We start from the raw sequence: 21,553 nt of genomic DNA, 5'->3' as shown, positions 1-21,553 counted from the left end.
TGTCAGATAATCCCTGCCACGCGCCATGCCTCGCGCTGCGCCGTGCCGATGCCAAGGCCTTCCAGCACCGCGTCGGTATGCTGGCCAAGCGCGGGGGCGGGGTTGGGCAGTGCGCCGGGGGTGGCGCTCAGCTTCGGCACGATGCCGGGCAACTGGACGGGGGTGCCGTCCGGCAATTGCGCGTCCAGGATCATGTCGCGCGCGCGGTAGTGCGGATCGCTGGCGATATCGGCGACGTCGTAGATCTTGCCCGCGGGGATGCGGGCGCCATTGAGCGCGTCGAGTGCCGCTTCCAGGCTGCGCTGTGCCGCCCATTCGCCAATGGCGGCGTCGAGCATCGCGACCTGGCTGACCCGGCCGTCGTTGTGGGCCAGGGCAGGGTCGTCGCGCAGGTCGGGGCGCTCGATCATGTCCATCAGCCGCCTGAAGATGCCATCGCCATTGCCAGCGATCAGCACATACTTGCCGTCGGCGCAGCGGTACGCATTGGTCGGCGCGATGCCGGGAAGACTGCTGCCGGCCGCCTGCCGCACGGCGCCGAACACCGAGTATTCCGGCAGCAGGCTCTCCATCATGCTGAACACCGACTCGTACAAGGCCACATCCACGACCTGGCCCTGGCCGCCGTTCTGCTCCCGGTGCCGCAACGCCAGCAGGATGCCGATCACACCGTGCAGCGCGGACAGGGAGTCCCCGATCGATACCCCCACGCGCACCGGGGTGCGGCCCGGCTCGCCGCTCAGGTGGCGCAAGCCGCCCATCGCTTCGCCAATGACGCCGAAGCCCGGCCGGTCGCGATAGGGACCGGTCTGGCCATAGCCGGACACGCGCAGCATCACCAGCCCGGGGTTGGCCGCGCGCAGGCTGTCCCAGCCCAGGCCCCAGCCTTCCAGCGTGCCCGGGCGGAAGTTCTCGATCAGCACGTCGCTTTGCGCGGCCAGCTTGCGCACGACTTCCTGGCCTTGCGGCGTGCGCAGGTCCAGCGTGACCGACTGCTTGTCGCGGGACTGTGCCTCCCACCAGACCGAGGTGCCTTCATGCAACAGCCGCCACTTGCGCAGCGGATCGCCCGTGCCCGGCGGCTCGACCTTGATCACTTCCGCGCCGAACGCCGCCAGCATGCGCGCGGCAAACGGCCCCGCGATCAGCTGCCCCAGTTCCAGGACGCGTACGCCGGCAAGAGGCTTTGACTTGCTTGCTTCCATCTCCATCAGATTTGCTCCGAGAAACCTCGCCATTCATGGCGGGGAGTGAAAGGAGTGCTGCCGGCAGCAAGCAATCCCAAATTAGAATGGCCGGCATGCTTCTCGTCTATCGCTACCGGGTGAAGTCGCTGAACGGCCTGCTCAATCAGCAGAGCCGCGCGGTGAACTACGTCTGGAACTTCTGCAATGACTCGCAGAAGCACGCGCTCAAATGGGGGAAGAAGTGGCCGAGCGGGTTCGATCTGAACGTGCTGACCACCGGCAGCAGCAAGGAACTCGGCATTCATTCCGGCACGGTCAACGCGACATGCGAGCAGTACGCGAAATCGCGCAGCCAGCATCGCCGTCCTTACTTGCGATACCGCGGTAGGAAGAGCTTGGATGGGTGCCCATGAAGTGCCGCGATTTGAAGCGAGAGAGCGAGGCGTTTCGCTTTGCCGGGCATACCTTCCGCGTGTTCAATAGTCGCCTGTTGCCCGAAGGCAAGATCAGGGACGGCACCAACTTTGCGCAGGATTCGCGCGGGAACTGGTTTCTCAACATCGTGATAGAGGTTGCTGATATGCCGGCACGCCCGATTCAAACTGGCGTCGGCATCGATCTTGGTTTGAAGGACTTCGCGACGCTCTCGACCGGCGAGAAGCTCCCCAATGACCGCTTTGGCCGGCATGCCGCCGAACGACTGGCGAAGGCGCAGCGTGCGCGAAAGCACAAGCGGCATATTGCCAAGCTGTATGCCAAGGTGGCGAATGCCCGCGCCGACTTCCAGCACAAGCTTGCGCTCGAGCTCGTCCGGCGCTTCGATTACATCGCGGTCGGCAACGTGTCGGCTTTGAAACTCGCCAAAACTAAGATGGCGAAGAGCGTCTACGACGCATCCTGGTCGTCCTTCCGGGAGAAGCTCCGCTACAAAGCGATTGCGCACGGAGCTACGTTTGAGGAAGTGAACGAAAGCGGTTCTACCCAGTCCTGTTCGGCGTGCGGTTCGAAGGACAGCACGACGCGGCCGAAAGGTATCGCAGGACTGCGAATAAGAGAGTGGACTTGCAGTAGATGTGGTGTCGTGCATGACCGTGATACCAATGCTGCGTTAAACATTCTCCGATGCGGACGTGCATCGCCAAGTGTGGGAATCCCCTGCCTTTAGGCAGGGGAGGACGTCAACTCGATGGCTCCTGCTGTGTGTGCGCTGGAGATAGTGGGTCAAAAGCCGTTGCCTGGTAATCGATGGATTCTCAACCGTCCTTTCCTGACGGGAAAAGGTGGTCCATATTGCTGTACGGGGGCACCACCACCGGCACAACCCGCCACTTGTCGGCTATCCCAGGCGGATCAAGGCTAGCATCGAGATTCGGGAAGCCCGGCGCGCCGTTTGACAAGGCGCGAGCGGCTTACTAGCCTTTCCTGACTTTCAATCCAGTCGGCGCGCGTCGCCAGTGCAATCCGATGATCAATCCTGCCCATTTCGATCTCCAGTCCCTGCGCGTCTTCCAGCTGGTGGCCCAATGCGGCGGGCTGACGCAGGCGGCGAACAAGTCACACATGACGCTGTCGGCCCTGAGCAAACGGATCGCAGACCTTGAGCGCACGGTGGGATGCGCGCTGTTCCTGCGGGTTCGGCGCGGGCTTGAGCTGACGCCGGCTGGCCATGAGCTGGTCCAGCATGCGCGCATGGTGCTCGACAAGGTCAACCAGATGGCGGGCGAGATGAGCGACTTCGCCACCGGCGTGCGCGGACACGTCAAGGTCTGGGCCAATACGTCAGCCGTGATCCAGTTCCTTCCGCACGACCTGGCAAGCTTCCTGGCTTCGCAGCCGATGATCAGGATCAGCCTGGAGGAGCGCCTGAGCCAGGACGTGGTGGTGGCGCTGCTGTCCGGTGAAACCGATATCGGCGTGTTCGCCGACAACGTGCCCGCTTATGACATCAGGAAGTCTGTCTATCGGCGTGACCGCCTGGTCGTCCTGGTGCCTGCCGGGCATCCGCTGGCCGGGCGCTCGGAAGTGAGTTTCGACGAAACCCTGGAGTACGACTTTGTCGGCCTCAACCAGGGCAGCTCGCTGCTGCAGCGCCTGACCGACGCTGCATCGGCACTGGACAAGGTCGTGCGGCTGAGGATCCAGGTCAGCAGCTTCGATGCGATCTGCCGGATGATCGAGGCCGGCCTGGGCATCGGCGTCCTGCCGGATGGCGCGGTCCGGCCCGAACTGCTGGGTGCCGGGCTGCATGCCGTCTACCTGTCCGACGCCTGGGCCTCACGCATTCTCTGGCTGGGCGTGAGGGATGAAGCTGGTCTCCTGCCGGAGGCAAGGACGCTGCTGCAGCATCTGCGTGCAGCGGGGTCTGCCAGCGCGAGTCGTTGATGGCATGGATGTGCCGTGATGCCGGTCACCGACGGTCCACAGGACGCATTTCACCGTCAGCACGGCCTGCCAGGAGATGACGCCGCGCCGGGCGGCGGCTAGTCACGCAAATGCTCGCCCATGAATTTTCGGAATATTTCCATGCTCGGTGCCTCGGTTCGCCCCGCCAGGGTGAAGAAGGCATAGCGGGGGCCGTCATCGACCGCTGGGGTAGTGTCCAGTTCGCATAGTTTTCCTGCGGCAATCTCCGCACGCACTGCCGCGACGATGCTGAACAGTATCGCGTCGGAATCCAGCACAGCTTCGACCAGGCTCCGGACATTCTCGCACCTGAGGCTCAGGCAATGCTCCGGATCGGCGCGCGGTCCGAAGCGCTTCACGAGGTTGCGCGCGACTTCCGTGCTGAGCGGGGCGGAAGCCAGCGGATAACGCATGACATCGTCAAACGTTACAGCGTCTCCGCCGGCGGCCTGTTGCACAAGCGGATGTCCTGTGCGGCAGATAAAGCGACCCTGCAACGCGTTCAGCAACTCGTGGCGAAGGTCCGTTGCTGGCGCCACGCTGCTCACCTCCACGACGACTGCATCAAGCGATCGCTGACGCAGCTGGATCATCAGCGCATCGGAAGTACCAAGCGACACGCTGACCTGTATGCCGGGATGGTGCCTGGCCATGTATCGCAGAAACGGCGTCGCCAGCACTGCGCCCGGCCCGGCGCCCAGGCCGACGCGGATGGCACCCAGGTGGTGGTGGTGGAACAGTTCGACGCTGCGATGCAGTTCCGCTTCCTCGAACACGATGCGCCGGGCCCGGTTGGCAATCAGCTCCCCCAATGGGGTCAGCACATTGCGCTTGCCGTGCCGGTCGATCAGGCGGCCTCCCAGTTCATCCTCCAACGTCTGGATGCTCCGGCTCAGCGCGGACTGGGTCAGGTGCAGGCGTTGCGCCGCCTGGCTGAAGGACGCCATATCCGCCACCATCAGCAGATGCTTGAGATGTTTGAGATGCATTGCGCACTTCGTGATGAGATTTTTGAATAAATTTTAGTCTGATAATGCATTGGACGCATGCTTGATGGCGCTTTACGATCCGATTCCACAAGAACACGGATTGAGGAGACAGCCATGACCCGATTCAAGAACGTCGGCCGCCGTTGGCTCGGCGGCCTGGTTGCAGCACTGCTTCTTGCCGGCCTGGCGCCGGCACACGGCTTTCCTGACCGGCCGGTAACGCTGATGGTGCCGTTCCCGGCGGGGGGCCTCTCCGACGTTGTTGCCCGGAACCTGAACGGGCCCCTCGCCCGGCAGTTCGGGCAGCCGGTCATCGTCGAAAACCTCGGGGGAGCTGGTGGAGCAATTGCCGCGCAGAAGGTCCTTCACGCACCGGCCGACGGCCATTTGCTATTGCAGGCAGGGCCCGGCGAGCTCATCACTACGCCGCTGGCCAATGCCGCAATCAAATTCAGGAGCGAGGATTTCCGGCTGGTGCATATGGTCGGCGCGGTCGATCTTGCCATCCTGGTGCGCAGGGATCTGCCGGTAAAGGATGTCGACGAACTGGCCGCCTATGCCGCGCAGGCAGCCAAGGCCGGCAAACCACTGACGTATGCCAGCGTCGGCATCGGCTCGCTCTATCACCTCCTGGGGGCGCATATGTCCCAAACCATCGGAGCGCCGATGACTCACGTGCCTTACAAGGGCGGCGCGGCCGTGATCCAGGACCTCGTTGGCGGAATCGTCGATATCTTTATCTCGCCGTTTGGCAAGCCTGATATCGAACGCATGCGCACCGGCCAGGTCAGGATGCTGGCGGTCCTGTCGCCCACACGCGTGGATGCAGTGAAGTCGGTGCCCAGCGTCAATGAAAGCAAGGCGCTGCGGGGCTTCAACTATTCAACCTGGGCCGGGATCTTCGTGAAGAAGGACACAGCCGAGCCGGTTGTGCAGGCGGTGCACAACGCGATTGTGCATACGCTGGCCGACCCCTCGGTGCGCGCCAGCCTGGATGCCGCGAACCTGCCTGCGTCCAGGCCGGTGTCGCTTGCGGAAAGTCAGAAGGCCTATCAGCAGAGCATCGAACAATACCGCGGCATTGCCCGTGCCATCGGCTTGCAGCCGCAATAAGGACGCCATGCATCCCATCCTGGCCGCGCTGCGGGATAGCGCCGAAGAGTTCGTAGCAGTTCGCCGTGACCTGCACCGGCATCCGGAACTCGGCTTCGAGGAACATCGCACCAGCGACATCGTTGCCAGCCTGCTCGCCGAATGGGGCTATGAGGTCGAGCGCGGGCTGGGGACAACGGGGGTCGTCGGCCGGCTGCGGCGCGGTTCGGGCAACCGCAGCCTTGGCATCCGCGCCGACATGGATGCCTTGCCGATGGAGGAGGCCACAGGGCTGGCCTATGCCAGCTGCCATCCTGGCGTCATGCACGCCTGCGGGCATGATGGGCATACCACCATGCTGCTTTGCGCAGCAAAGTACCTCGCCCGGCGCGGCGGTTTCAGTGGAACGCTGAACCTTATCTTCCAGCCGGCAGAGGAGGGGTTGGGCGGTGCAAAGAAGATGATGGAGGACGGACTGTTCAGGAAGTACCCTTGCGATGCCGTCTTCGCCATGCACAACGTACCGGGCACCGCATCGGGCCGTCTGCTCTTGCGTGAGGGCGCGGCGCAGGCTTCGGCCGACAACGTGACCATTACGCTGGAAGGCGTCGGTGGCCATGCAGCGATCCCACACCACGCGGCCGATCCTGTCGTGGCCGGCGCCTCCATCGTGATGGCCTTGCAGACCATCGTGGCGCGCAATGTCGATCCGCTGCAAGCGGCGGTCATTACCGTGGGCGCATTCCAGGCCGGTACCGTCTCCAATATCATTCCCTCGCATGCCGTGCTCAGGCTGAGTGTCCGCGCACTGGACCGCGATGTGCGAGAGCAGATCGAACAGCGTGTCAGGGATCTGGTATCGGCGCAGGCGCAGAGCTATGGCGTCACGGCGCAGGTCGATTATCAGCGCGGATACCCAGTCCTGGTGAATACGCCGGCTGAAACGGCGTTCGCGAGCCAGGTTGCTCTGGAGTTGCTGGGCCCGAGCCACGTCAATTGCAAGGCGTCGCCCATTGCCGCAAGTGAGGACTTTGCCTTCATGCTGGATGCCGTGCCCGGCTGCTACCTGTGGATCGGAAACGGCGAAGGCGGAATGGCCGGAGGCTGCTCGGTCCACAATCCCGGCTACGACTTCAATGACGGGAACATTGCTGTCGGTGCGGCGTATTGGGCCCTGCTATGCGAACGATTCCTCGTGGACTAATGATCGGCCGGCGGGATGCACAGTCTTCCATCACCGGCTGGGCCGCCAGCGTTCGTCGTCCCGGCGCCACCTACGGTGATCAAATGTCGAAGTAGAGCTGGAATTCCCATGGGTGCGGCCGCACCTTCAAGGTATCGATCTCGCGCGTGCGCTTGTAGTCGATCCAGGTGCTGATCAGGTCTTCAGTGAAAACATCACCTTTTCGCAGGAACGCTGAGTCGGCTTCCAGCGCGCAAAGCGACTCTTCGAGCGAACCTGGTACCTGCCGGATGCTGGCCGCTTCCTCCGGTGGCAGATCATAGATGTTCTTGTCGAGCGGGTCGCCGGGATCCGTCTGGTTTTCAATGCCGTCCAGGCCGGCGAGCAGCATTGCCGAGAAGGCTAGATAGGCATTGGCGGACGGGTCAGGACAGCGAAATTCAACGCGCCTGGCACTTGGGGAATCCGAAACCATGGGAATCCGGGCCGCGGCGGACCGGTTGCGCTGCGACATGGCCAGATTGACAGGCGCCTCGTATCCGGGCACCAGCCGCTTGTAGGAGTTCGTGCTCGGTGCGCAAAAAGCCATCAGCGCGGGGGCGTGGCTGAGCAAGCCGCCTATATACCAACGGCACATCTGGGACGTCTGCGCCCAACCGTTCTTGTCATAAAAGAGGTTCTCGGCGTCGCGCCAGAGGCTCTGGTGGCAATGCATGCCGCTCGCGTTGTCGGCAAACAGCGGCTTGGGCATGAAGGTGGCGACCTTGCCGTGGCGGCGCGCAACGTTCTTGCAGATGTACTTGTACATCATCACGTTGTCTGCCATTCGCATCAGTGGCGCAAAGCGCATGTCGATTTCGTTCTGGCCCGCCGTGGCGACCTCATGGTGATGCACCTCGACCTGGATGCCGGCCTGCATCAGCGCGAGCACGATTTCGGAGCGGATGTCCTGCAGCGTATCGCTTGGCGGCACGGGAAAATATCCTCCCTTGTAGCGCTGCTTGTAGCCGAGATTGCCGCCACCATAGGCGCCTTCGTCACGCCCCGAGGTCCATTCGCCTTCGGCGGATTCGACATGGTAGTAGCCAGAGTGCTGGTCCTGCCCGAAGCGGATGGAGTCGAAAATAAAGAATTCAAGTTCGGGACCAAGGTAGCAAACCGTGGCAAGACCGGTTTGCCGGAGGTAGAGCTCTGCCTTGCGTGCGATGTGGCGCGGATCGCGCGAATACGGCTGGTGCAGGACAGGGTCCAGCACGTCGCAGATCAGCGCCAGCGTTGGTGCTGCGCAAAACGGATCGATGAATGCCGTGGCCGGGTCAGGCCTGACCAGCATGTCGGACTCGTGGATTTCCTGGAACCCGCGAATGGAAGACCCGTCGAAACCGATGCCGGCCGAGAACAGGTCGTCGTTGACTTCCGGCAGCGTGATCGAGAAGTGCTGCCACACGCCGGGCAAGTCGGTGAACCTGAGGTCAACCACCTGGATCGCGTGCGTCCGGATCAGATCGATGACCTCGCCGGGGTTTTGTGGCGGTGCAACGTGATAGCTGCCGGGTTCTATTGAGACCATGCCCATATCCGCCTCCATCATCTGCGCGCAGCTAGTTCAACATTAGCTTGTCAGATTCCGAATGGAAAGCGCCTCACCAACCCCGCAGTCCAGCCGAATGTCTGTGGTCGCCAGCCCGACTCAAGCCGGCTTCCCCAGACATTCGCTTGGTTTGCCTATTGTTCCCGCGCAGGCGATAGCACGAGTAGCGTAGACGTGCCATGGGCCAGAACGCGCCCGTCCTTCGCAAGCACGCGAGCTTCCGCGGTAATGATCTGACGGCCGTGGCTGACAACGCGGCCTTCGACACGGACCCGGCCTGTATCGGGCTTGATCGGCCGGGAGAAATTGCCCTTTGTTTCGATAGTGGTGTAACCAGTGCCGGCGGGAAGAAGGGAGTTGGCTGCACAGCCGGTTGCGCTGTCGATGAGCGTCAGGGGCCATCCGCCGTGCACCGAACCCATTGGATTGAGCAGTCTGGACGACGGCTCGCCTTCGAACGCGGCGAATCCGTCGCCGACCTCAACTAACCAGAAGTCGAGGGCCTGTGAGATGGGCGGCTGCGGCAGGTGTCCGTCCACAATGGCTTGAAGAATTGCCCTGCCGTTCATGTTTGCGACGTCGGCGGGTGAGGCAAGGCCGTATCGATATTCCATCTCGTCAGATCTCCTCGTTGTTGGTAATATATGCAGATACAAACAATGCATCTGCATATAGTATCGGCATGCAAAAGCGAAGGCAAGGAGCCAGGACCCTGCGCGCAGACGCCGCTGCGGTTCTCGATGTCGATCTCGGCTGGTGGTCGCGCCTGTTGGCGCGCAGAATTACAGCGGAGCTGGATGAGGCGTTGGCTTCATCTGGCCTGTCCAGTACCCAATTTGGATTGATGTGCCTGATCGCGTCAGCAACGGACGACACCCTTGCCTCATTGGCGCAACGAGCCGGACTGAATCAATCGACAATGTCGAGGAATGTGGATCAGCTTGTCAGCACGGGGCTGGTGGAAGTCGTCACGTCCGAAGCGGATCGCCGCCGCCGCGCGGTGTGGTTGACAGAGGCTGGCGCCTTCAAGTTGCAGCAGGCTCTGGCGCTGTGGCAGCCAGCCCACCGTGCGTTGCGCCAAAAGCTGGGTTCAGAGTTGCACGACATGGTAGGCGAGGTCGCAGCAAGGCTGGCAGAGTAGTGGCAGAGCGCCTGACCGACAACGACGCTGTTGTGGCATCCTTCCATTTCCAAAAAGAAAAAGAAGGGTAGGGGTCAACATGTATAAGGGCTTGCTGGTAGTTGCGGCCGTCGCGGCCGCCTTCATCTATTACAAAACGCACGCGCCTTTGGCAAATCCCGTTGCCCAGGCCGAGCCACAGCAGATCGAGGTTTCAGCCGTGGCAGCAACGGCGGAACCGGCATTCCGCTGCGACGGCAAACAGCACTGCAGCCAGATGGCATCCTGCGCGGAAGCGCGCTTCTATCTGAAAAACTGCCCGGCGGTAAAGATGGATGGGGACGGCGACGGTATTCCATGTGAGACGCCGCCCCTGCAGTGCATGTTTTGACGTGCCGCTTGCTGTCCGACACCGGAACCGCGCAATGCGTCATGTGACCGACCGGCACGGGCCGTCACGAAACCAACGGCTATTGGCTTGCCCGATCATCGATCACGTGCTGCAGCGCCTGCACGAATTGCCTGACCGCTGGCGTCGCTACCTCCTCGTCGAACGCGAATTCCACGTCGAAGCGGTCAGCGACCTCAGGCAGTGGCACCAGCCGCACGGTCGGCGGACAGACGGTTGCCAGGCTTGCGGGGACAAACGCGCAACCCATCCCCGCCGAAACCAGACCGAACACGTCCGACGTGCCTGTGATCGCGGTAGAAACCGACGGTGCGGACTGCTACGCCCGCTCGGTTGCCGAAGGCAGGCCGGTGGAACTCTCACAGATCACCAGCGTGGCGACGTCGCTTGGCGCCAGGCGGCCGTGTGATGGCGCGCTCCGATGGGCGCAGCGTCACGAGATCCACAGCGTCGTTGTGTCAGACAAACAGGCGGTGGAGGCAGCGATAAGGTTTCTTGACGAACACCGCGTCCTGGTTGAGCCGGCATGCGGCGCAGCCTTGGCGGCATTGGATTGCGACACCCCGGTGCTGCAGGCGGCCTCCAGCATTGCCGTGGTGGTATGTGGCGGGGCCACGGTGACGGCACAGCAACTGCTTGACTTTGCTGCAAAGCTGGACTGAGCGGGTTTAAGGTAGCAATTTGGTAAGCTCGGCTACCCGCCGGCGAGATTCGCCCGGATTACCTGGTTCCGGGGATGCCCCTCACGGCCGATTTCTGTCAGCCTGGCGTGATCCGGAGATCGGCCAATTCCGGTGGTACAGCTAAACTCTGGCCGTGACCGCACCGTACCCCATGAGCCAACCATTGACTGACACCGGCGAATCGGTGTTGCCCGCGCCCTTGCTGGTCGTCGAGGACGAGCCACTGATGCAGACCAGGCTACGCACGATCCTGGCCACGCTCGGCTATGCCGATGAGGCCTTGTGGTTTGCCGGCAGCCTCGCCGACGCCAATGCGCTGCTAACCGCCCAGCCGTTTGCGATGGTGCTGGTTGACGTCGGGCTGCCCGACGGCAATGGCATCGACCTCATTCGCGCGTTGCACGAGCGCGATCCCGCCTTGCCAATTCTGGTAATCTCGACCTGGAACACGGAGCGCGTCATCGTGAGCGCGCTGCAGGCGGGTGCCACCGGTTACCTGCTTAAGGAGCGCGACGACCTCGAGATTTCCTTGTCGATCCGCAGTGCGCTGCGCGGCGGAGCGCCGATCGATCCTTTCGTTGCCAGGCATATCCTCGATCTGGTCGCCACGACGGCACCATTGCCCGGCGGGGCGCAAATTCATGCGCGCCGATTGGTCGGCGCGTCGCCGCTGAGCGCACGGGAAATCGAAATCCTCTCGCTGGTCGGCAAGGGCCTGACCAATCGGGAGATCGCGGATTTGCTGTCCTTGTCCAGACTGACGGTCGAATGCCACATCAGGAACATATACAAGAAGTTGGCCGTCCACTCCCGCACGCAGGCCGTTTTCGAAGCGCGTGCGCATGGCTTGTTGCGCTGATCTTGGGCGCCACGCTCCTCGCCGGCGCTGCAAACGCGCAGGAAGGGCCGGGCGCCACGGCCTTCACCCGCATAGAGGCTGCCCGATCGACCTGGCAGGGTGATAGCCCGCCGGCGGCGGGCTGGGTCACAGTGAAGCTGCCGGACGACTGGTCCTCGCGCTGGCCCGAGTTCGACGGCGTGGTCTGGTACCGGCTGAGCTGGCAATGCACAGATGCAAGCCAACCCACGGCGCTGATGCTCGCTTACCTGAATATGGCGGGGGCGGTTTATCTCAACGGCAGCTTGCTGATGCGTGACGCGAGCCTCGTCGAACCGCTCACGCGAGCCTGGAATACTCCCCGTTATCAGTTGATATCTCCGCCGTTGCTGCGGGAGGGCACCAACACGCTGCTGATTCGCGTCTCGGGGCTGTCGGCATACCAACCCGGCCTTGGACCCGTATCGGTCGCCGACCCGGACCGCCTGCGGGCCGCTTACGAACAGGCCTACCGGCTGCGTCATGACCTGCAGTTGGTCAGCCTTGCAGTCACCGTCGCGCTAGGTTGCTTCTTCTTTTCGCTCTGGGTGATGCGCCGGCAAGAAGTGACCTACGGATGGTTCAGCCTGATGTCGCTGGCCTGGTGGTGGGTGGCGCTGAATCAGGTGGCGACGAGCACCTGGCCGTTTGCCAGTACCGATGCCTGGGGGCGCGCAAATATCATCGCGCTGCTCATCTACAGTGCTGCCTTCACGATGTCCATGGTGCGCTTCTGCGAACGGCGCCTGCCGCGCATCGAAGCGGTGCTCTGGACGCTGGTAGTGTTGGGCGCGGCCGTCATGCTCGGGGCGCCGCACGGTTACCTGACCGACGTACGCAACACGCTGACGGTGGGACTGGCGTGCAATTTCTTCGCGACGTGCCTTGTATTTCTCTGCTTTGCCTGGCGCAGTGGTCGCACCGATCATCGCATCCTCTCGTTTTGCATTGCAATTTTCCTTGTCGCCGCGGTACACGACCTGCTGAGCTTTCTTGGCATCCTCAAGGACAACCTCTACTACGCAGCCCTCACTTCGCAGTTCCAGATGATCGCCATGGCGCTGGTGCTGGCCTGGCGCTTCGTCGCCAACCTGCGCCGCATTGAACGATTCAATGACGAACTGCACTGCAAGATCGACGCGGCCAAGGCGGAGCTCGCAGCCAACCTGGATCGCCAGCGCGAGTTCGAAGTCGCCAATGCGCGGCTCAGTGAACGGCTCAATCTCGCACACGACCTGCACGACGGGCTCGGCGGCACGCTCGTCAGCGGAATTGCGACACTGGAGCGCATCCCTCACGACATCCCGCCAGGCCAGGTCCTGTCGATCCTCAAGGAGCTGCGCGACGACCTGCGCATCATCATCGATGCCACCTCCAGCCAGCAGTTTGGCGAGCACGCGCTGGCGGGTCAGATCGTGCCGCTGCGGCACCGTCTTACGCGGCTGTTCGAGAGCCACGACATCGAGTGCCGGTGGCAGCTCACTGGCCTCGATCAATGCTATCTGCCGACTTCGCAAATTCTTGATGTCATGAGGACCTTGCAAGAGGCGCTGACCAATGTACTGAAGCACAGCAAGGCGAGTCGCGCGGACGTCGTCCTGCGCAATGATGCCCGGGGACTGGAGCTGGTTGTCAGCGACAACGGAATGGGCTTCGAACCCGCCGCCATCGAACGGCATCCGGGCACCGGCATGCGCAGCATGCGCGCGCGTACCCGGCGTCTAGGCGGGACGCTCAGCGTGCGATCCACAGGGGAGGGGACTATGCTGACCGTGCGTATCCCAATCGCGGCCGCCCTTGGGTCACCACTTGACCTGCAGCCCGGCCGATCCGGTGATCGAGTTCCTGACCCTGGCATTACCCCCCGTGGCCCAAAGCCTGCCGGCTTCGGCCATAGAGACTGATCCTCCGGTACAGGGCCGAGGTTAGGCCCGCCAGCGAGACGAACATAGTCAATGTTGAACGGGCTGTGGACGCAGTTGAACCCTCGAAGCCGGGTGCAGGTCGTTCGCTGACGATCCCACGGCCAACTTCCGTAGGCGACCCAGAACGGCCAACCGATTGGTCGTGGTAGAGTCGACCATCATTTCTTATCGTGTAGCCTTATGTCGCCACCCGTTGAGATTCCGGCAATTGTTCCCGCGCAAACCGCGCTGGTGGTCATGCACTACCAGACCGACATCCTGGCGCTATTTCCCTCGGTCGCGCCCACTCTGCTCTCCAACACGCGCAAGCTGTGTGACGCCGCGCGGGCCAGGGGCGTCAGCGTTTATTTCGCCAAGATCCACTTTGCTCCAGGCTATCCGGAAGTCAGTCCGTTGAACCGGAACGGGCAGGGAATCAAGCAGCTTGGTCTTTTCGTCGACGACCAGATCTCGCCGGAACTCGGCCAGCAGGCCACTGAGCCGCTGATCATCGCGCATCGCGCCAGCGTGTTCTTTGGTACCGACCTGCAGGTACGGCTTTCCGCGCAGGGTATCGATACCCTGCTCATGGTGGGCATTGCGTCGACCGGTGTGGTGCTGTCGTCGGTCGCCTATGCGAGCGATGCGGACTTCCGCTTATTCACGGTCAAGGATTGCTGCTACGACCCGGATCAGGTCGTGCACGACCATCTCTTTTCAACGGCATTCGATTCGCGCACAACGGTGCTTTCGCTCGCTGATGCCTTGCGCTTGCTTGCCTAGCATTTCGACCTGCCAGGAGTGCCGCCGTGCCATCCCTCAGGCAGACGGGAAGAGCAGATGATCGGTCAGGTTGCCCTTCAGATCGAGCATCGAATAATTCCGGCGGCTGAAGCGCCAGCGTCCCTCGACCTTTTCGAAGGCGTCATGATAGCGACCGGCTGCGATCACCTGTAGTGGGATACGCTCGGATGCCTGGAGAACCGTATAGTACGATCTGACGGTTGCCGTCAGCTTGTCCGGAGCAATCTCAATGATCGGATTGCTGATGACATGCCGGGTTCTGGGCGTTCCATCCGCATGCAATTTCACATAGGCTTGCCAGAGCTTGAGCATGGCCTCGGAACCTCGCAGCACTGCATCTCCGGTTTCGATCTCCGCATGTTCGAACAGTGCGGCGACCCCCGGCAGATCACCGGCGTCCATGCGCTCGGCATAGATGTAGAGGAGATTGGCAAGCTGCACGGCATCGTCGGTCATCGACTCGTCTCCGGTGGTTTGCGAGGATTAAAGCAATCCGGCGCTACTCCGGCATCGTCCGCTTGGAGTACGAAGCCCTCACCCCATCCCCACCACACTGGACAGCAACATCTTCACCAGCACCGCCTGCCGCGTCGCCCCGGTCTTGGCAAAGATGCCCCGCAGGTGCGCCCGTGCCGTATTCTTTTTGACGCCGAGCCGCATCGCGGCTTCGTCCAGCGTCAGCCCGTCGACCATCAGCAAAGCCAGTTCGATCTCGGTCGGGGTCAGGTGGAACAGCTTGCGCAGGCTGGCGTGGGTGTTGCGCGGCGATCCCGCCGGGTCGCGGATGAACACCGCCACCGCGGGTCGGCGCGACTTGTCTTCGCTGCGATAGCTGAGCGGGATCGGCCGCACCAGCACGCTCAGGGGCGTGGACGCGGCGGGCCGGCTCAGCGTGGTGACTTCGCTGCGCGGTGCGGCCAGCGCGTGGGCCTGGGCCGCGTCCTCCAGGATCTTGCGGAACCTGCGGTTCTCCACCGGGCAGTGCGCGTGCAGCGCGCCCTCCGACAGGTAGAGGCCGTCGCGCGCCTGCAGCAGGCGGCCGGCGACGTCGTTGGTCCGGATGGTCCTGCCGTGCTCGTCCAGGATCACCGTGCCGACCTGCAGCCGGTCGACCGCATCCGCGTACAGGGACCGTTCGGATGCAAGCACATCGAGCGCGGCATGCAGGTCCACTGCGCGCTTCAGGTGCGGCAGCAGGCCGTGCAGCAGTGCCTTGTCGGCCTCGCCGAAGTCCTGTCCCGCGTGGACGCGGCTGATGAACAGCGCGCATTCCACGCCGTCGGGCGTGACCAGGTTGGCCGCCAGGATATAGCGCAGGCCCAGCGGTTGAAGGTATTGCGTGTAGAACGGGTGTGCCAGCCAGCCGGCTTCGCCAAACAGTTCGTCGGCGCTGAAGAGCCGGTCCGGGTGCAGGTCCAGGAAGGGGCACAGCGCGTAGTACTGCTCGCTGTACGAGGGCTCGCCCGGCAGGTGCGGGCCGTAGTCGGAGGCATTGACGATCAGCCCCGGCCGGTCGGTGGCCGGGTGGCGCAGCACCAGCGTGACGAAGGTGGCGCCCAGGCGCTGGCGCACGCTTTCCAGGAAACTTGCCCAGGGCACGGCTTCGGTCGGGCCCTGGTAGAGCTGGGCGAGCAGGGCGCTCAGCTCGGCGGCGGGCAGGGAGGCTGGCAGCATGATGGCGGTGCGACGGTTTGCTCCCCTCTCCCGCGTGCGGGAGAGGGGCAGGGGTGAGGGCCGGCGGTGGCATACCAGCAGCCGGAACTTCGTGGACATTCCCGCCCTCATCCCAACCCTCTCCCGCAAGCGGGCGAGGGAGCGCCCAATCGGTCATGCAAAGGCCATGACTGGCGCCAGACGTGGCGGTAGTCCAGGGCAGGAATCCCTGTCCCATCGTACCGACCCCGTCCGTCGCCTCATCGTCCGTTCGGCCTAGGGCTTCTCCCGCAGCCACGCCACGATCCGCTCCGCCGCCTGCTCCGCGCTGTCGGCGGTGGTGTCGATGCGGATCTCGGGCCGCTCGGGCGGCTGGTACGGCGAATCGATGCCGGTGAAGTTCTTCAGCTCGCCGCGCCGCGCCTTGCGGTACAGGCCCTTGGGGTCGCGTTGCTCGGCCACCGCCAGCGGCGTGTCGATGAAGACTTCGACGAAATCGCCGTCGCCGGCCAGCGCGCGGGCCATGTCGCGTTCCGAGCGGAACGGCGAGATAAAGGACACCAGCACGATCAGGCCCGCATCGAGCATCAGCCTTGCCACTTCCGCCACGCGCCGGATGTTCTCGACGCGGTCGGCCTCGGCGAAGCCCAGGTCCTTGTTCAGGCCGTGGCGCACGTTGTCGCCGTCGAGCAGGTAGGTGTGGTGGCCCAGCGTGTGCAGGCGCTTTTCCACCAGGTTGGCGATGGTGGACTTGCCCGCGCCGGAGAGCCCGGTGAACCAGACGATGCGCGGCGACTGGTGCTTGAGCGCGGCATGGGCGCGGCGGTCCACGTCGATGGCCTGCCAGTGCACGTTCTGCGCCCGGCGCAGCGCAAAGTGCAGCATGCCGGCGCCGACCGTGTTGTTGCTGAGACGGTCGATGATGATAAAGCCGCCCAGCTCGCGGTTGCGCGCGTAGGGATCGAAGGCCACCGGCTGGTCCAGGTGCAGGTTGCACACGCCGATCTCGTTCAGCTCCAGCGTGCGCGCGGCCAGGTGTTCGAGCGTGTTGACATTGACCTTGTACTTGGGCTGCGCCACGGTCACGCCCACGGTGCGCGTGCCGAGCTTGAGCAGGTAGGGGCGCCCGGGCAGCATGGCGTCCTCGTTCATCCACACCAGCGTGGCCTCGAACTGGTCGGCCACTGCCGGCGGGTCTTCCGGGCAGGCCAGCACGTCGCCGCGGCTGATGTCGATCTCGTTCTCCAGCGTCAGCGTCACCGCCTGGCCGCGCATGGCGTGCTCGCACGCGCCGGCGGCGCCGACGATGCCGGCCACGCGGCTCTCGCGGCCCGAGGGCAGCGCGCGCACGCGGTCGCCACGGCGGATCTCGCCGGCGCTGACGGTGCCGGCAAAGCCGCGGAAGTCCAGGTTGGGCCGGTTGACCCACTGCACCGGCAGCCGGAACGGTTCGCCTTGCACGGGCGCGTTGTCGATCGGCACGTTCTCCAGGTGGGCCATCAGCGTCGGGCCGTGGTACCACGGGGTGTTCGCACTGGGCTCGGTGATGTTGTCGCCGCGCAGGGCCGACATCGGAATGCAGGTGATATCGGTCAGGCCGATCTGCCGGGCGAACTCCCGGTACTCGTTCTCGATGCGCGTATGGACCTCGCGCGAGTAGTCGACCATGTCCAGCTTGTTGACGGCCAGCACCACGCGGCGGATGCCAAGCGTCGCCACCAGGTAGCTGTGGCGGCGCGTCTGGGTCTGCACGCCGCGGCGCGCATCCACCAGCAGGATGGCCAGGTCGGCGGTGGAGGCCCCGGTGACCATGTTGCGCGTGTACTGTTCGTGCCCCGGCGTATCGGCGACGATGAACTTGCGCTTGTCGGTGGCGAAGAAGCGGTAGGCCACGTCGATGGTGATGCCTTGTTCGCGCTCCGCGGCCAGGCCGTCCACCAGCAGCGCGAAGTCGAGGTCCTCGCCCTGCGTGCCCATCTTCTTCGAGTCGGCTTCCAGCTGGGCGAGCTGGTCTTCGAACAGCATCTTGGATTCATACAGCAGCCGGCCGATCAGCGTGCTCTTGCCATCGTCGACGCTGCCGCAGGTGATGAAGCGCAGCAGGCTCTTGTTTTGCTGGGCGTGCAGGTAGCGGGCGATCTCGCCCGAGGTGGCGGTGGCTTGCGCGGCGTCCTGCGCAGGCGCGGGCGCGGTGTCGATCAGGGTTTCCATCAGAAGTATCCCTCCTGCTTCTTCTTTTCCATCGATCCGGCCGAGTCGCTGTCGATCAGCCGTCCCTGGCGCTCCGAGGTGGTCGCCAGCAGCATTTCCTGGATGATGCCGCCGAGGGTGTCGGCCTCGCTCTCGATCGCGCCGGTGAGCGGGTAGCAGCCCAGCGTGCGGAAGCGCACCTTGCGCAGCTGCGGCGTTTCTCCGGGGCGCAGCGGCAGGCGCTCGTCGTCGACCATGATCAGCGTGCCGTCGCGCTCCACCACCGGGCGCTCCTTGGCGTAGTAGAGCGGCACGATGGGGATGTCGTTCAGGTAGATGTATTGCCAGATGTCCAGCTCGGTCCAGTTGGACAGCGGGAACACGCGCAGGCTTTCGCCCTTGCGCTTGCGGGTGTTGTACTGGCGCCAGAGCTCGGGGCGCTGCATCTTCGGGTCCCAGCGGTGCTGGGCGGTGCGTACCGAGAACACGCGCTCCTTGGCGCGCGACTTCTCCTCGTCGCGGCGCGCGCCGCCGAAGGCGGCGTCAAAGCCGTAGTGGTCCAGCGCCTGCTTCAGGCCCTGGGTCTTCCACACGTCGGTATGGACGGCGGAGCCGTGCTCGTGCGGGCTGATGTTGCGTGCCAGCCCCTCGGGATTCACATGCACGCGCAGGTCCAGGCCAAGCCGCGCGGCGGTCTGGTCGCGGAACGTGATCATCTCGCCGAACTTCCATGTGGTATCGACATGCAGCAGCGGGAACGGCGGCCGCGCGGGATAGAAGGCCTTCATGGCAAGGTGCAGCATCACGGCGCTGTCCTTGCCGATGGAATAGAGCATGACGGGGTTTTCGCATTCCGCCATCACCTCCCGCATGATGTGGATGCTCTCCGCCTCCAGTTGCTCCAGGTGGGTCAACATCGGGATCTCCTCTTGGTTTGCCGGTGCCGTGCAGGGATGTCGCGGCGGTCTGGCATGGCCACAAGGTAGCGAGCCGGGGCCCTTCGCCACTTCGTCCGGGCGGACTAAGAAATCGCGGGACGCGGCGCGCATTTCCTAGTCCACCCGGACGAGGCTGGGGCGGCCCCGCGCTCGGTATCGTTGCTTCGCCGACGAACCACGGGAGCAGGCAGATGGCGAACTCCGCCGAAGAACAAATGCTGAGCGGCCAGACCTGGGCCGAGTTTTGCGAGGTGCTCAAGCGCAGCGGGCAGCAGATCCTGCGCCCGGAGGCCCCGTCGGATGCGCTCACGCGCGCCGAGGGCTTCCGCTACCTGAGCCGCCTGCTGCGCATTGCGCTGGAGATGCATGTGGAATTCGCCGATCCGGCGTTTCCCGGCTTCTTCTCGCCGTCGCACGAAACCGCCAAGATCGGCGCGGACAATCCGGACAATCTCTATCGCTACGCACGCCTGGACGGCAGTGCCGAGTACCGCATCCGCGGCCGGCGCGGCACCGTGGCCTACCTGAGTTTCGGCACGCAGAAGGGCGGCTACGAAACCGACGGGCGCATGGTCCAGACCGGCTTTATCGACTGCAACAAGCTGGCAGTGGCGGCGGATGGCAGTTTCGAAATCATCCTCAGCGCGCGCCAGCATGAAGGCAACTGGGTGCGCATGGAGCCGGGCACCAATGCGCTGGTGGTGCGGCAGACCTTTCTCGAGCGCAAGGCCGAGACCCCGGCCGAACTGCACATCGAGCGCCTCAATGGCAGCGGCAAGCCGCCCGTGCTAGATGCCGAACGCCTGCACGGCGGCCTGCTGCGCGCCGCGGGCTTTGTCGAGGGCACCGCGCGCATCTTCGCCGACTGGGCCCAGGGCTATGGCGGCCATGTCAATGCGCTGCCGCCCGCCGACCAGGCCGTATGCCAGGCGGCAGGCGGCGATCCCAACATCTTCTACTACCACTCCTGCTGGGCGCTGGCGGACGACGAAGCGCTGGTGGTCGAGGTGGACCGGGTGCCGGCCTGCGATTTCTGGAATTTCCAGATCAACAACTACTGGATGGAGTCGCTCGACTACCGCTACCACGACATCTGCCTGAACAAGCACAGTGCCCGGCTGGATGCCAACGGCGGCGTCACCGTCGTCCTCAGCGCGCGCGATCCGGGCCTGCCCAACTGGCTGGAAACCGCCGGCCACCGCAACGGCACCATGTGCTGGCGCTGGGTGGGGGCGGCGCAGCCGGTGCATCCGCGCACGCGCGTGGTCAAGCTTGAATCGCTCAGGAATGAATGCAGGGAGAACGCATGAACACCATCGCATCCGACGACACCGCAGTGCTTGACGTGGAGCGACTGCTGGCACAGGCCAGCGCACAGGCCGGCGGGCTGACTGACTTTGGCCCGGGCGACTACCGCGAGGCGCTGGAGGTGCTGTTTGACTCGCTTGCACGCGAAGCCGGGCTGTCGCCGCAGGGCGCGCAGATGCTGCAAGGCAAGCTGCAGGCGCAACTGGTGAACCGGCTGGTGATCCAGGACTACTGCCGGCGCCATCCCGAAATCCTGGAAGAGCGCGTCGACGATCCGCTGGTGATCGTCGGCCTGCCGCGCACCGGCACCACGCTGCTGCAGCGCATGCTGGCCACGGACGCGCGCTTCCACTCGGCGGCCTGGTGGGAAACGCGCTACCCGGCGCCGCTGCCCGGCGAGCACGTGCGCGACGCCGGCCGGCGCATCGGGCTGGCGCGCGAGGAAGTGGCGCAGATGATCCGCTTTATCCCGGACATCCTCGCCATCCATCCGCTCGACGCCATGGCGGCCGACGAGGAATTCATGCTGATGGAGCATTCCTTCCTGTGCGCGATGGATTCCTACGCCAACGTGCCGTCCTATACCGACTGGCTGGCGCGCCAGGACCACACCCAGGTCTATGCCTGCCTGAAGACCATGCTGCAGTTCCTGCAGTGGCAGAAGCGGCAGCGCGGCGAGGCGCCGGCGCAGCGGTGGGTGCTGAAGACGCCGCAGCACCTGCATACGCTGGAAATCCTGTTCCGGGTCTTCCCCGGCGCGCAGGTCGTGCTGACCCATCGCGACCCCGCCCAGACCATTCCGTCGATGGCCAGCATGGCGCATACGCTGTGGAAGCTATACGCCGACGCGCCCGATGCCGCCACGGTGGGGCGGCAGTGGAGCGGGCAGATGCAGCGCGCCACCGCCCATGCCATGACGGTGCGCGACGGTCTGCCGGCCGATCGCTTCCTCGACGTGCGCTTCGAGGATACCGTGCGCGATCCCTTCGGCGTGGCGCAGGCGGTCTACCGCTTTGCCGGCATGCCGCTGACCGAGTCCGCGCGCGCCGGCATGTGGGCATGGATGGAGGGCAACCCGCGCAACCAGCGCGCGGCCCACGCCTATACGCTGGAGCAGTTCGGACTGAGCCAGGAACAACTGGAACGCGATTTCGCCGGCTACCGCGCGCGGCACATCCTTAAGCAAAACTAAGACAGCGCACTGCGCATCACAGGAGACAAC

The 21,553-nt window shown here is 64.2% G+C and carries 19 protein-coding genes and 2 pseudogenes; 12 read left to right on the top strand and 9 right to left on the bottom strand.

The window, feature by feature from the left end:
* Positions 1 to 2: 2 nt before the first annotated feature.
* Positions 3 to 1,205, bottom strand: a complete 1,203-nt coding sequence (locus tag AC3WLF_RS15785; protein ID WP_492358493.1) for a CaiB/BaiF CoA transferase family protein — start codon at positions 1,203 to 1,205, stop codon at positions 3 to 5.
* Between the two features lie 95 nt (positions 1,206 to 1,300).
* Between AC3WLF_RS15785 and AC3WLF_RS15780 the strand changes: the two are divergent.
* Together AC3WLF_RS15780 and AC3WLF_RS15775 are read left to right on the top strand one after the other, a co-directional pair.
* A pseudogene (locus tag AC3WLF_RS15780) lies at positions 1,301 to 2,352 on the top strand (RNA-guided endonuclease InsQ/TnpB family protein).
* A 299-nt stretch (positions 2,353 to 2,651) separates the two neighbouring features.
* Positions 2,652 to 3,569 carry a LysR family transcriptional regulator gene (locus AC3WLF_RS15775; RefSeq protein ID WP_492321062.1) on the top strand — a complete coding sequence of 306 codons (918 nt, stop codon included), beginning with the start codon at positions 2,652 to 2,654 and terminating at the stop codon, positions 3,567 to 3,569.
* Positions 3,570 to 3,667: 98 nt separating this feature from the next.
* Here AC3WLF_RS15775 and AC3WLF_RS15770 read toward each other — a convergent pair whose 3' ends face one another.
* Entirely contained in the window at positions 3,668 to 4,579 is a 912-nt protein-coding gene (locus AC3WLF_RS15770) for a LysR family transcriptional regulator (protein WP_492321063.1), read from the bottom strand.
* A 114-nt stretch (positions 4,580 to 4,693) separates the two neighbouring features.
* On the opposite strand from AC3WLF_RS15770, the gene AC3WLF_RS15765 reads away from it, so the two are divergent.
* Positions 4,694 to 5,692: a tripartite tricarboxylate transporter substrate binding protein gene (locus AC3WLF_RS15765; protein ID WP_492356675.1), complete on the top strand. Its 999-nt coding sequence runs from the start codon at positions 4,694 to 4,696 to the stop codon at positions 5,690 to 5,692.
* A gap of 7 nt (positions 5,693 to 5,699) precedes the next feature.
* The gene (locus AC3WLF_RS15760; RefSeq protein ID WP_492321065.1) at positions 5,700 to 6,875 is read left to right on the top strand and encodes a M20 aminoacylase family protein; all 1,176 of its coding nucleotides are present in this window, start codon (positions 5,700 to 5,702) and stop codon (positions 6,873 to 6,875) included.
* A gap of 79 nt (positions 6,876 to 6,954) precedes the next feature.
* On the opposite strand, the gene glnA is transcribed toward AC3WLF_RS15760, so the two are convergent.
* On the bottom strand, positions 6,955 to 8,430 hold the full coding sequence (glnA, locus tag AC3WLF_RS15755) for a type I glutamate--ammonia ligase (protein ID WP_492352551.1): 1,476 nt from the start codon (positions 8,428 to 8,430) through the stop codon (positions 6,955 to 6,957).
* Between the two features lie 149 nt (positions 8,431 to 8,579).
* Complete coding sequence (locus AC3WLF_RS15750; protein WP_492356676.1) at positions 8,580 to 9,059, bottom strand: PaaI family thioesterase; 480 nt, start codon at positions 9,057 to 9,059, stop codon at positions 8,580 to 8,582.
* A 68-nt stretch (positions 9,060 to 9,127) separates the two neighbouring features.
* Between AC3WLF_RS15750 and AC3WLF_RS15745 the strand changes: the two genes are divergently transcribed.
* Both AC3WLF_RS15745 and AC3WLF_RS15740 read left to right on the top strand, forming a co-directional pair.
* Positions 9,128 to 9,586, top strand: a complete 459-nt coding sequence (locus AC3WLF_RS15745) for a MarR family winged helix-turn-helix transcriptional regulator (RefSeq protein WP_492321068.1) — start codon at positions 9,128 to 9,130, stop codon at positions 9,584 to 9,586.
* 79 nt (positions 9,587 to 9,665) lie between these two features.
* The gene (locus tag AC3WLF_RS15740; RefSeq protein WP_492358482.1) at positions 9,666 to 9,956 is read left to right on the top strand and encodes an excalibur calcium-binding domain-containing protein; all 291 of its coding nucleotides are present in this window, start codon (positions 9,666 to 9,668) and stop codon (positions 9,954 to 9,956) included.
* Between the two features lie 79 nt (positions 9,957 to 10,035).
* Here AC3WLF_RS15740 and AC3WLF_RS15735 read toward each other — a convergent pair whose 3' ends face one another.
* Positions 10,036 to 10,248, bottom strand: coding sequence for a LysR substrate-binding domain-containing protein (locus tag AC3WLF_RS15735; RefSeq protein ID WP_492352553.1), 213 nt, complete (start codon positions 10,246 to 10,248; stop codon positions 10,036 to 10,038).
* Between the two features lie 4 nt (positions 10,249 to 10,252).
* Here AC3WLF_RS15735 and AC3WLF_RS15730 point away from each other — a divergent pair.
* The 4 genes and pseudogenes from AC3WLF_RS15730 to AC3WLF_RS15715 all read left to right on the top strand — a co-directional run.
* A pseudogene (locus AC3WLF_RS15730) lies at positions 10,253 to 10,636 on the top strand (pyridoxal-phosphate dependent enzyme); the annotation flags it as partial.
* Between the two features lie 172 nt (positions 10,637 to 10,808).
* Positions 10,809 to 11,516 (top strand): response regulator, encoded by a 708-nt coding sequence (locus AC3WLF_RS15725; RefSeq protein WP_492352554.1) that lies wholly within the window; start codon positions 10,809 to 10,811, stop codon positions 11,514 to 11,516.
* A gap of 2 nt (positions 11,517 to 11,518) precedes the next feature.
* The gene (locus tag AC3WLF_RS15720) at positions 11,519 to 13,438 is read left to right on the top strand and encodes a sensor histidine kinase (protein ID WP_492358481.1); all 1,920 of its coding nucleotides are present in this window, start codon (positions 11,519 to 11,521) and stop codon (positions 13,436 to 13,438) included.
* Between the two features lie 201 nt (positions 13,439 to 13,639).
* On the top strand, positions 13,640 to 14,221 hold the full coding sequence (locus AC3WLF_RS15715) for a cysteine hydrolase family protein (RefSeq protein ID WP_010814013.1): 582 nt from the start codon (positions 13,640 to 13,642) through the stop codon (positions 14,219 to 14,221).
* 36 nt (positions 14,222 to 14,257) lie between these two features.
* On the opposite strand, the gene AC3WLF_RS15710 is transcribed toward AC3WLF_RS15715, so the two are convergent.
* The 4 genes from AC3WLF_RS15710 to cysD all read right to left on the bottom strand — a co-directional run bounded on the left by AC3WLF_RS15710 (position 14,258) and on the right by cysD (position 19,002).
* The gene (locus tag AC3WLF_RS15710) at positions 14,258 to 14,698 is read right to left on the bottom strand and encodes a nuclear transport factor 2 family protein (RefSeq protein ID WP_492321072.1); all 441 of its coding nucleotides are present in this window, start codon (positions 14,696 to 14,698) and stop codon (positions 14,258 to 14,260) included.
* A gap of 78 nt (positions 14,699 to 14,776) precedes the next feature.
* A complete protein-coding gene (locus tag AC3WLF_RS15705; protein ID WP_492352556.1) occupies positions 14,777 to 15,916 on the bottom strand; it encodes a helix-turn-helix transcriptional regulator in 1,140 nt (379 codons plus the stop codon).
* A gap of 255 nt (positions 15,917 to 16,171) precedes the next feature.
* The gene (cysN, locus tag AC3WLF_RS15700) at positions 16,172 to 18,106 is read right to left on the bottom strand and encodes a sulfate adenylyltransferase subunit CysN (protein WP_492321074.1); all 1,935 of its coding nucleotides are present in this window, start codon (positions 18,104 to 18,106) and stop codon (positions 16,172 to 16,174) included.
* Positions 18,106 to 19,002, bottom strand: a complete 897-nt coding sequence (gene cysD / locus AC3WLF_RS15695; protein WP_492352557.1) for a sulfate adenylyltransferase subunit CysD — start codon at positions 19,000 to 19,002, stop codon at positions 18,106 to 18,108. The genes cysN and cysD overlap by 1 nt, the downstream gene beginning before the upstream one ends.
* A gap of 212 nt (positions 19,003 to 19,214) precedes the next feature.
* On the opposite strand from cysD, the gene AC3WLF_RS15690 reads away from it, so the two are divergent.
* Positions 19,215 to 20,333 carry a DUF1214 domain-containing protein gene (locus AC3WLF_RS15690; protein ID WP_492352558.1) on the top strand — a complete coding sequence of 373 codons (1,119 nt, stop codon included), beginning with the start codon at positions 19,215 to 19,217 and terminating at the stop codon, positions 20,331 to 20,333.
* Positions 20,330 to 21,523: a sulfotransferase family protein gene (locus AC3WLF_RS15685; RefSeq protein ID WP_492321077.1), complete on the top strand. Its 1,194-nt coding sequence runs from the start codon at positions 20,330 to 20,332 to the stop codon at positions 21,521 to 21,523. Before AC3WLF_RS15690 ends, AC3WLF_RS15685 begins: the two co-directional genes overlap by 4 nt.
* Positions 21,524 to 21,553: the final 30 nt, after the last annotated feature.

It is taken from the genome of Cupriavidus sp. FW306-01-F10A, from assembly GCF_058782785.1.
This window is presented reverse-complemented; position numbering and strand designations above follow the sequence as displayed.

Bases quoted from the DNA above. Each gene is read 5' to 3' on its own strand.
- AC3WLF_RS15690 (WP_492352558.1), top strand. From the start codon at position 19,215: ATGGCGAACTCCGCCGAAGAACAAATGCTGAGCGGCCAGACCTGGGCC.
- AC3WLF_RS15740 (WP_492358482.1), top strand. From the start codon at position 9,666: ATGTATAAGGGCTTGCTGGTAGTTGCGGCCGTCGCGGCCGCCTTCATC.
- cysD (WP_492352557.1), bottom strand. From the start codon at position 19,002: ATGTTGACCCACCTGGAGCAACTGGAGGCGGAGAGCATCCACATCATG.
- AC3WLF_RS15785 (WP_492358493.1), bottom strand. From the start codon at position 1,205: ATGGAAGCAAGCAAGTCAAAGCCTCTTGCCGGCGTACGCGTCCTGGAA.
- cysN (WP_492321074.1), bottom strand. From the start codon at position 18,106: ATGGAAACCCTGATCGACACCGCGCCCGCGCCTGCGCAGGACGCCGCG.
- AC3WLF_RS15750 (WP_492356676.1), bottom strand. From the start codon at position 9,059: ATGGAATATCGATACGGCCTTGCCTCACCCGCCGACGTCGCAAACATG.
- AC3WLF_RS15725 (WP_492352554.1), top strand. From the start codon at position 10,809: ATGAGCCAACCATTGACTGACACCGGCGAATCGGTGTTGCCCGCGCCC.
- glnA (WP_492352551.1), bottom strand. From the start codon at position 8,430: ATGGGCATGGTCTCAATAGAACCCGGCAGCTATCACGTTGCACCGCCA.
- AC3WLF_RS15705 (WP_492352556.1), bottom strand. From the start codon at position 15,916: ATGCTGCCAGCCTCCCTGCCCGCCGCCGAGCTGAGCGCCCTGCTCGCC.
- AC3WLF_RS15775 (WP_492321062.1), top strand. From the start codon at position 2,652: ATGATCAATCCTGCCCATTTCGATCTCCAGTCCCTGCGCGTCTTCCAG.
- AC3WLF_RS15745 (WP_492321068.1), top strand. From the start codon at position 9,128: ATGCAAAAGCGAAGGCAAGGAGCCAGGACCCTGCGCGCAGACGCCGCT.
- AC3WLF_RS15685 (WP_492321077.1), top strand. From the start codon at position 20,330: ATGAACACCATCGCATCCGACGACACCGCAGTGCTTGACGTGGAGCGA.
- AC3WLF_RS15760 (WP_492321065.1), top strand. From the start codon at position 5,700: ATGCATCCCATCCTGGCCGCGCTGCGGGATAGCGCCGAAGAGTTCGTA.
- AC3WLF_RS15770 (WP_492321063.1), bottom strand. From the start codon at position 4,579: ATGCATCTCAAACATCTCAAGCATCTGCTGATGGTGGCGGATATGGCG.
- AC3WLF_RS15715 (WP_010814013.1), top strand. From the start codon at position 13,640: ATGTCGCCACCCGTTGAGATTCCGGCAATTGTTCCCGCGCAAACCGCG.
- AC3WLF_RS15765 (WP_492356675.1), top strand. From the start codon at position 4,694: ATGACCCGATTCAAGAACGTCGGCCGCCGTTGGCTCGGCGGCCTGGTT.
- AC3WLF_RS15710 (WP_492321072.1), bottom strand. From the start codon at position 14,698: ATGACCGACGATGCCGTGCAGCTTGCCAATCTCCTCTACATCTATGCC.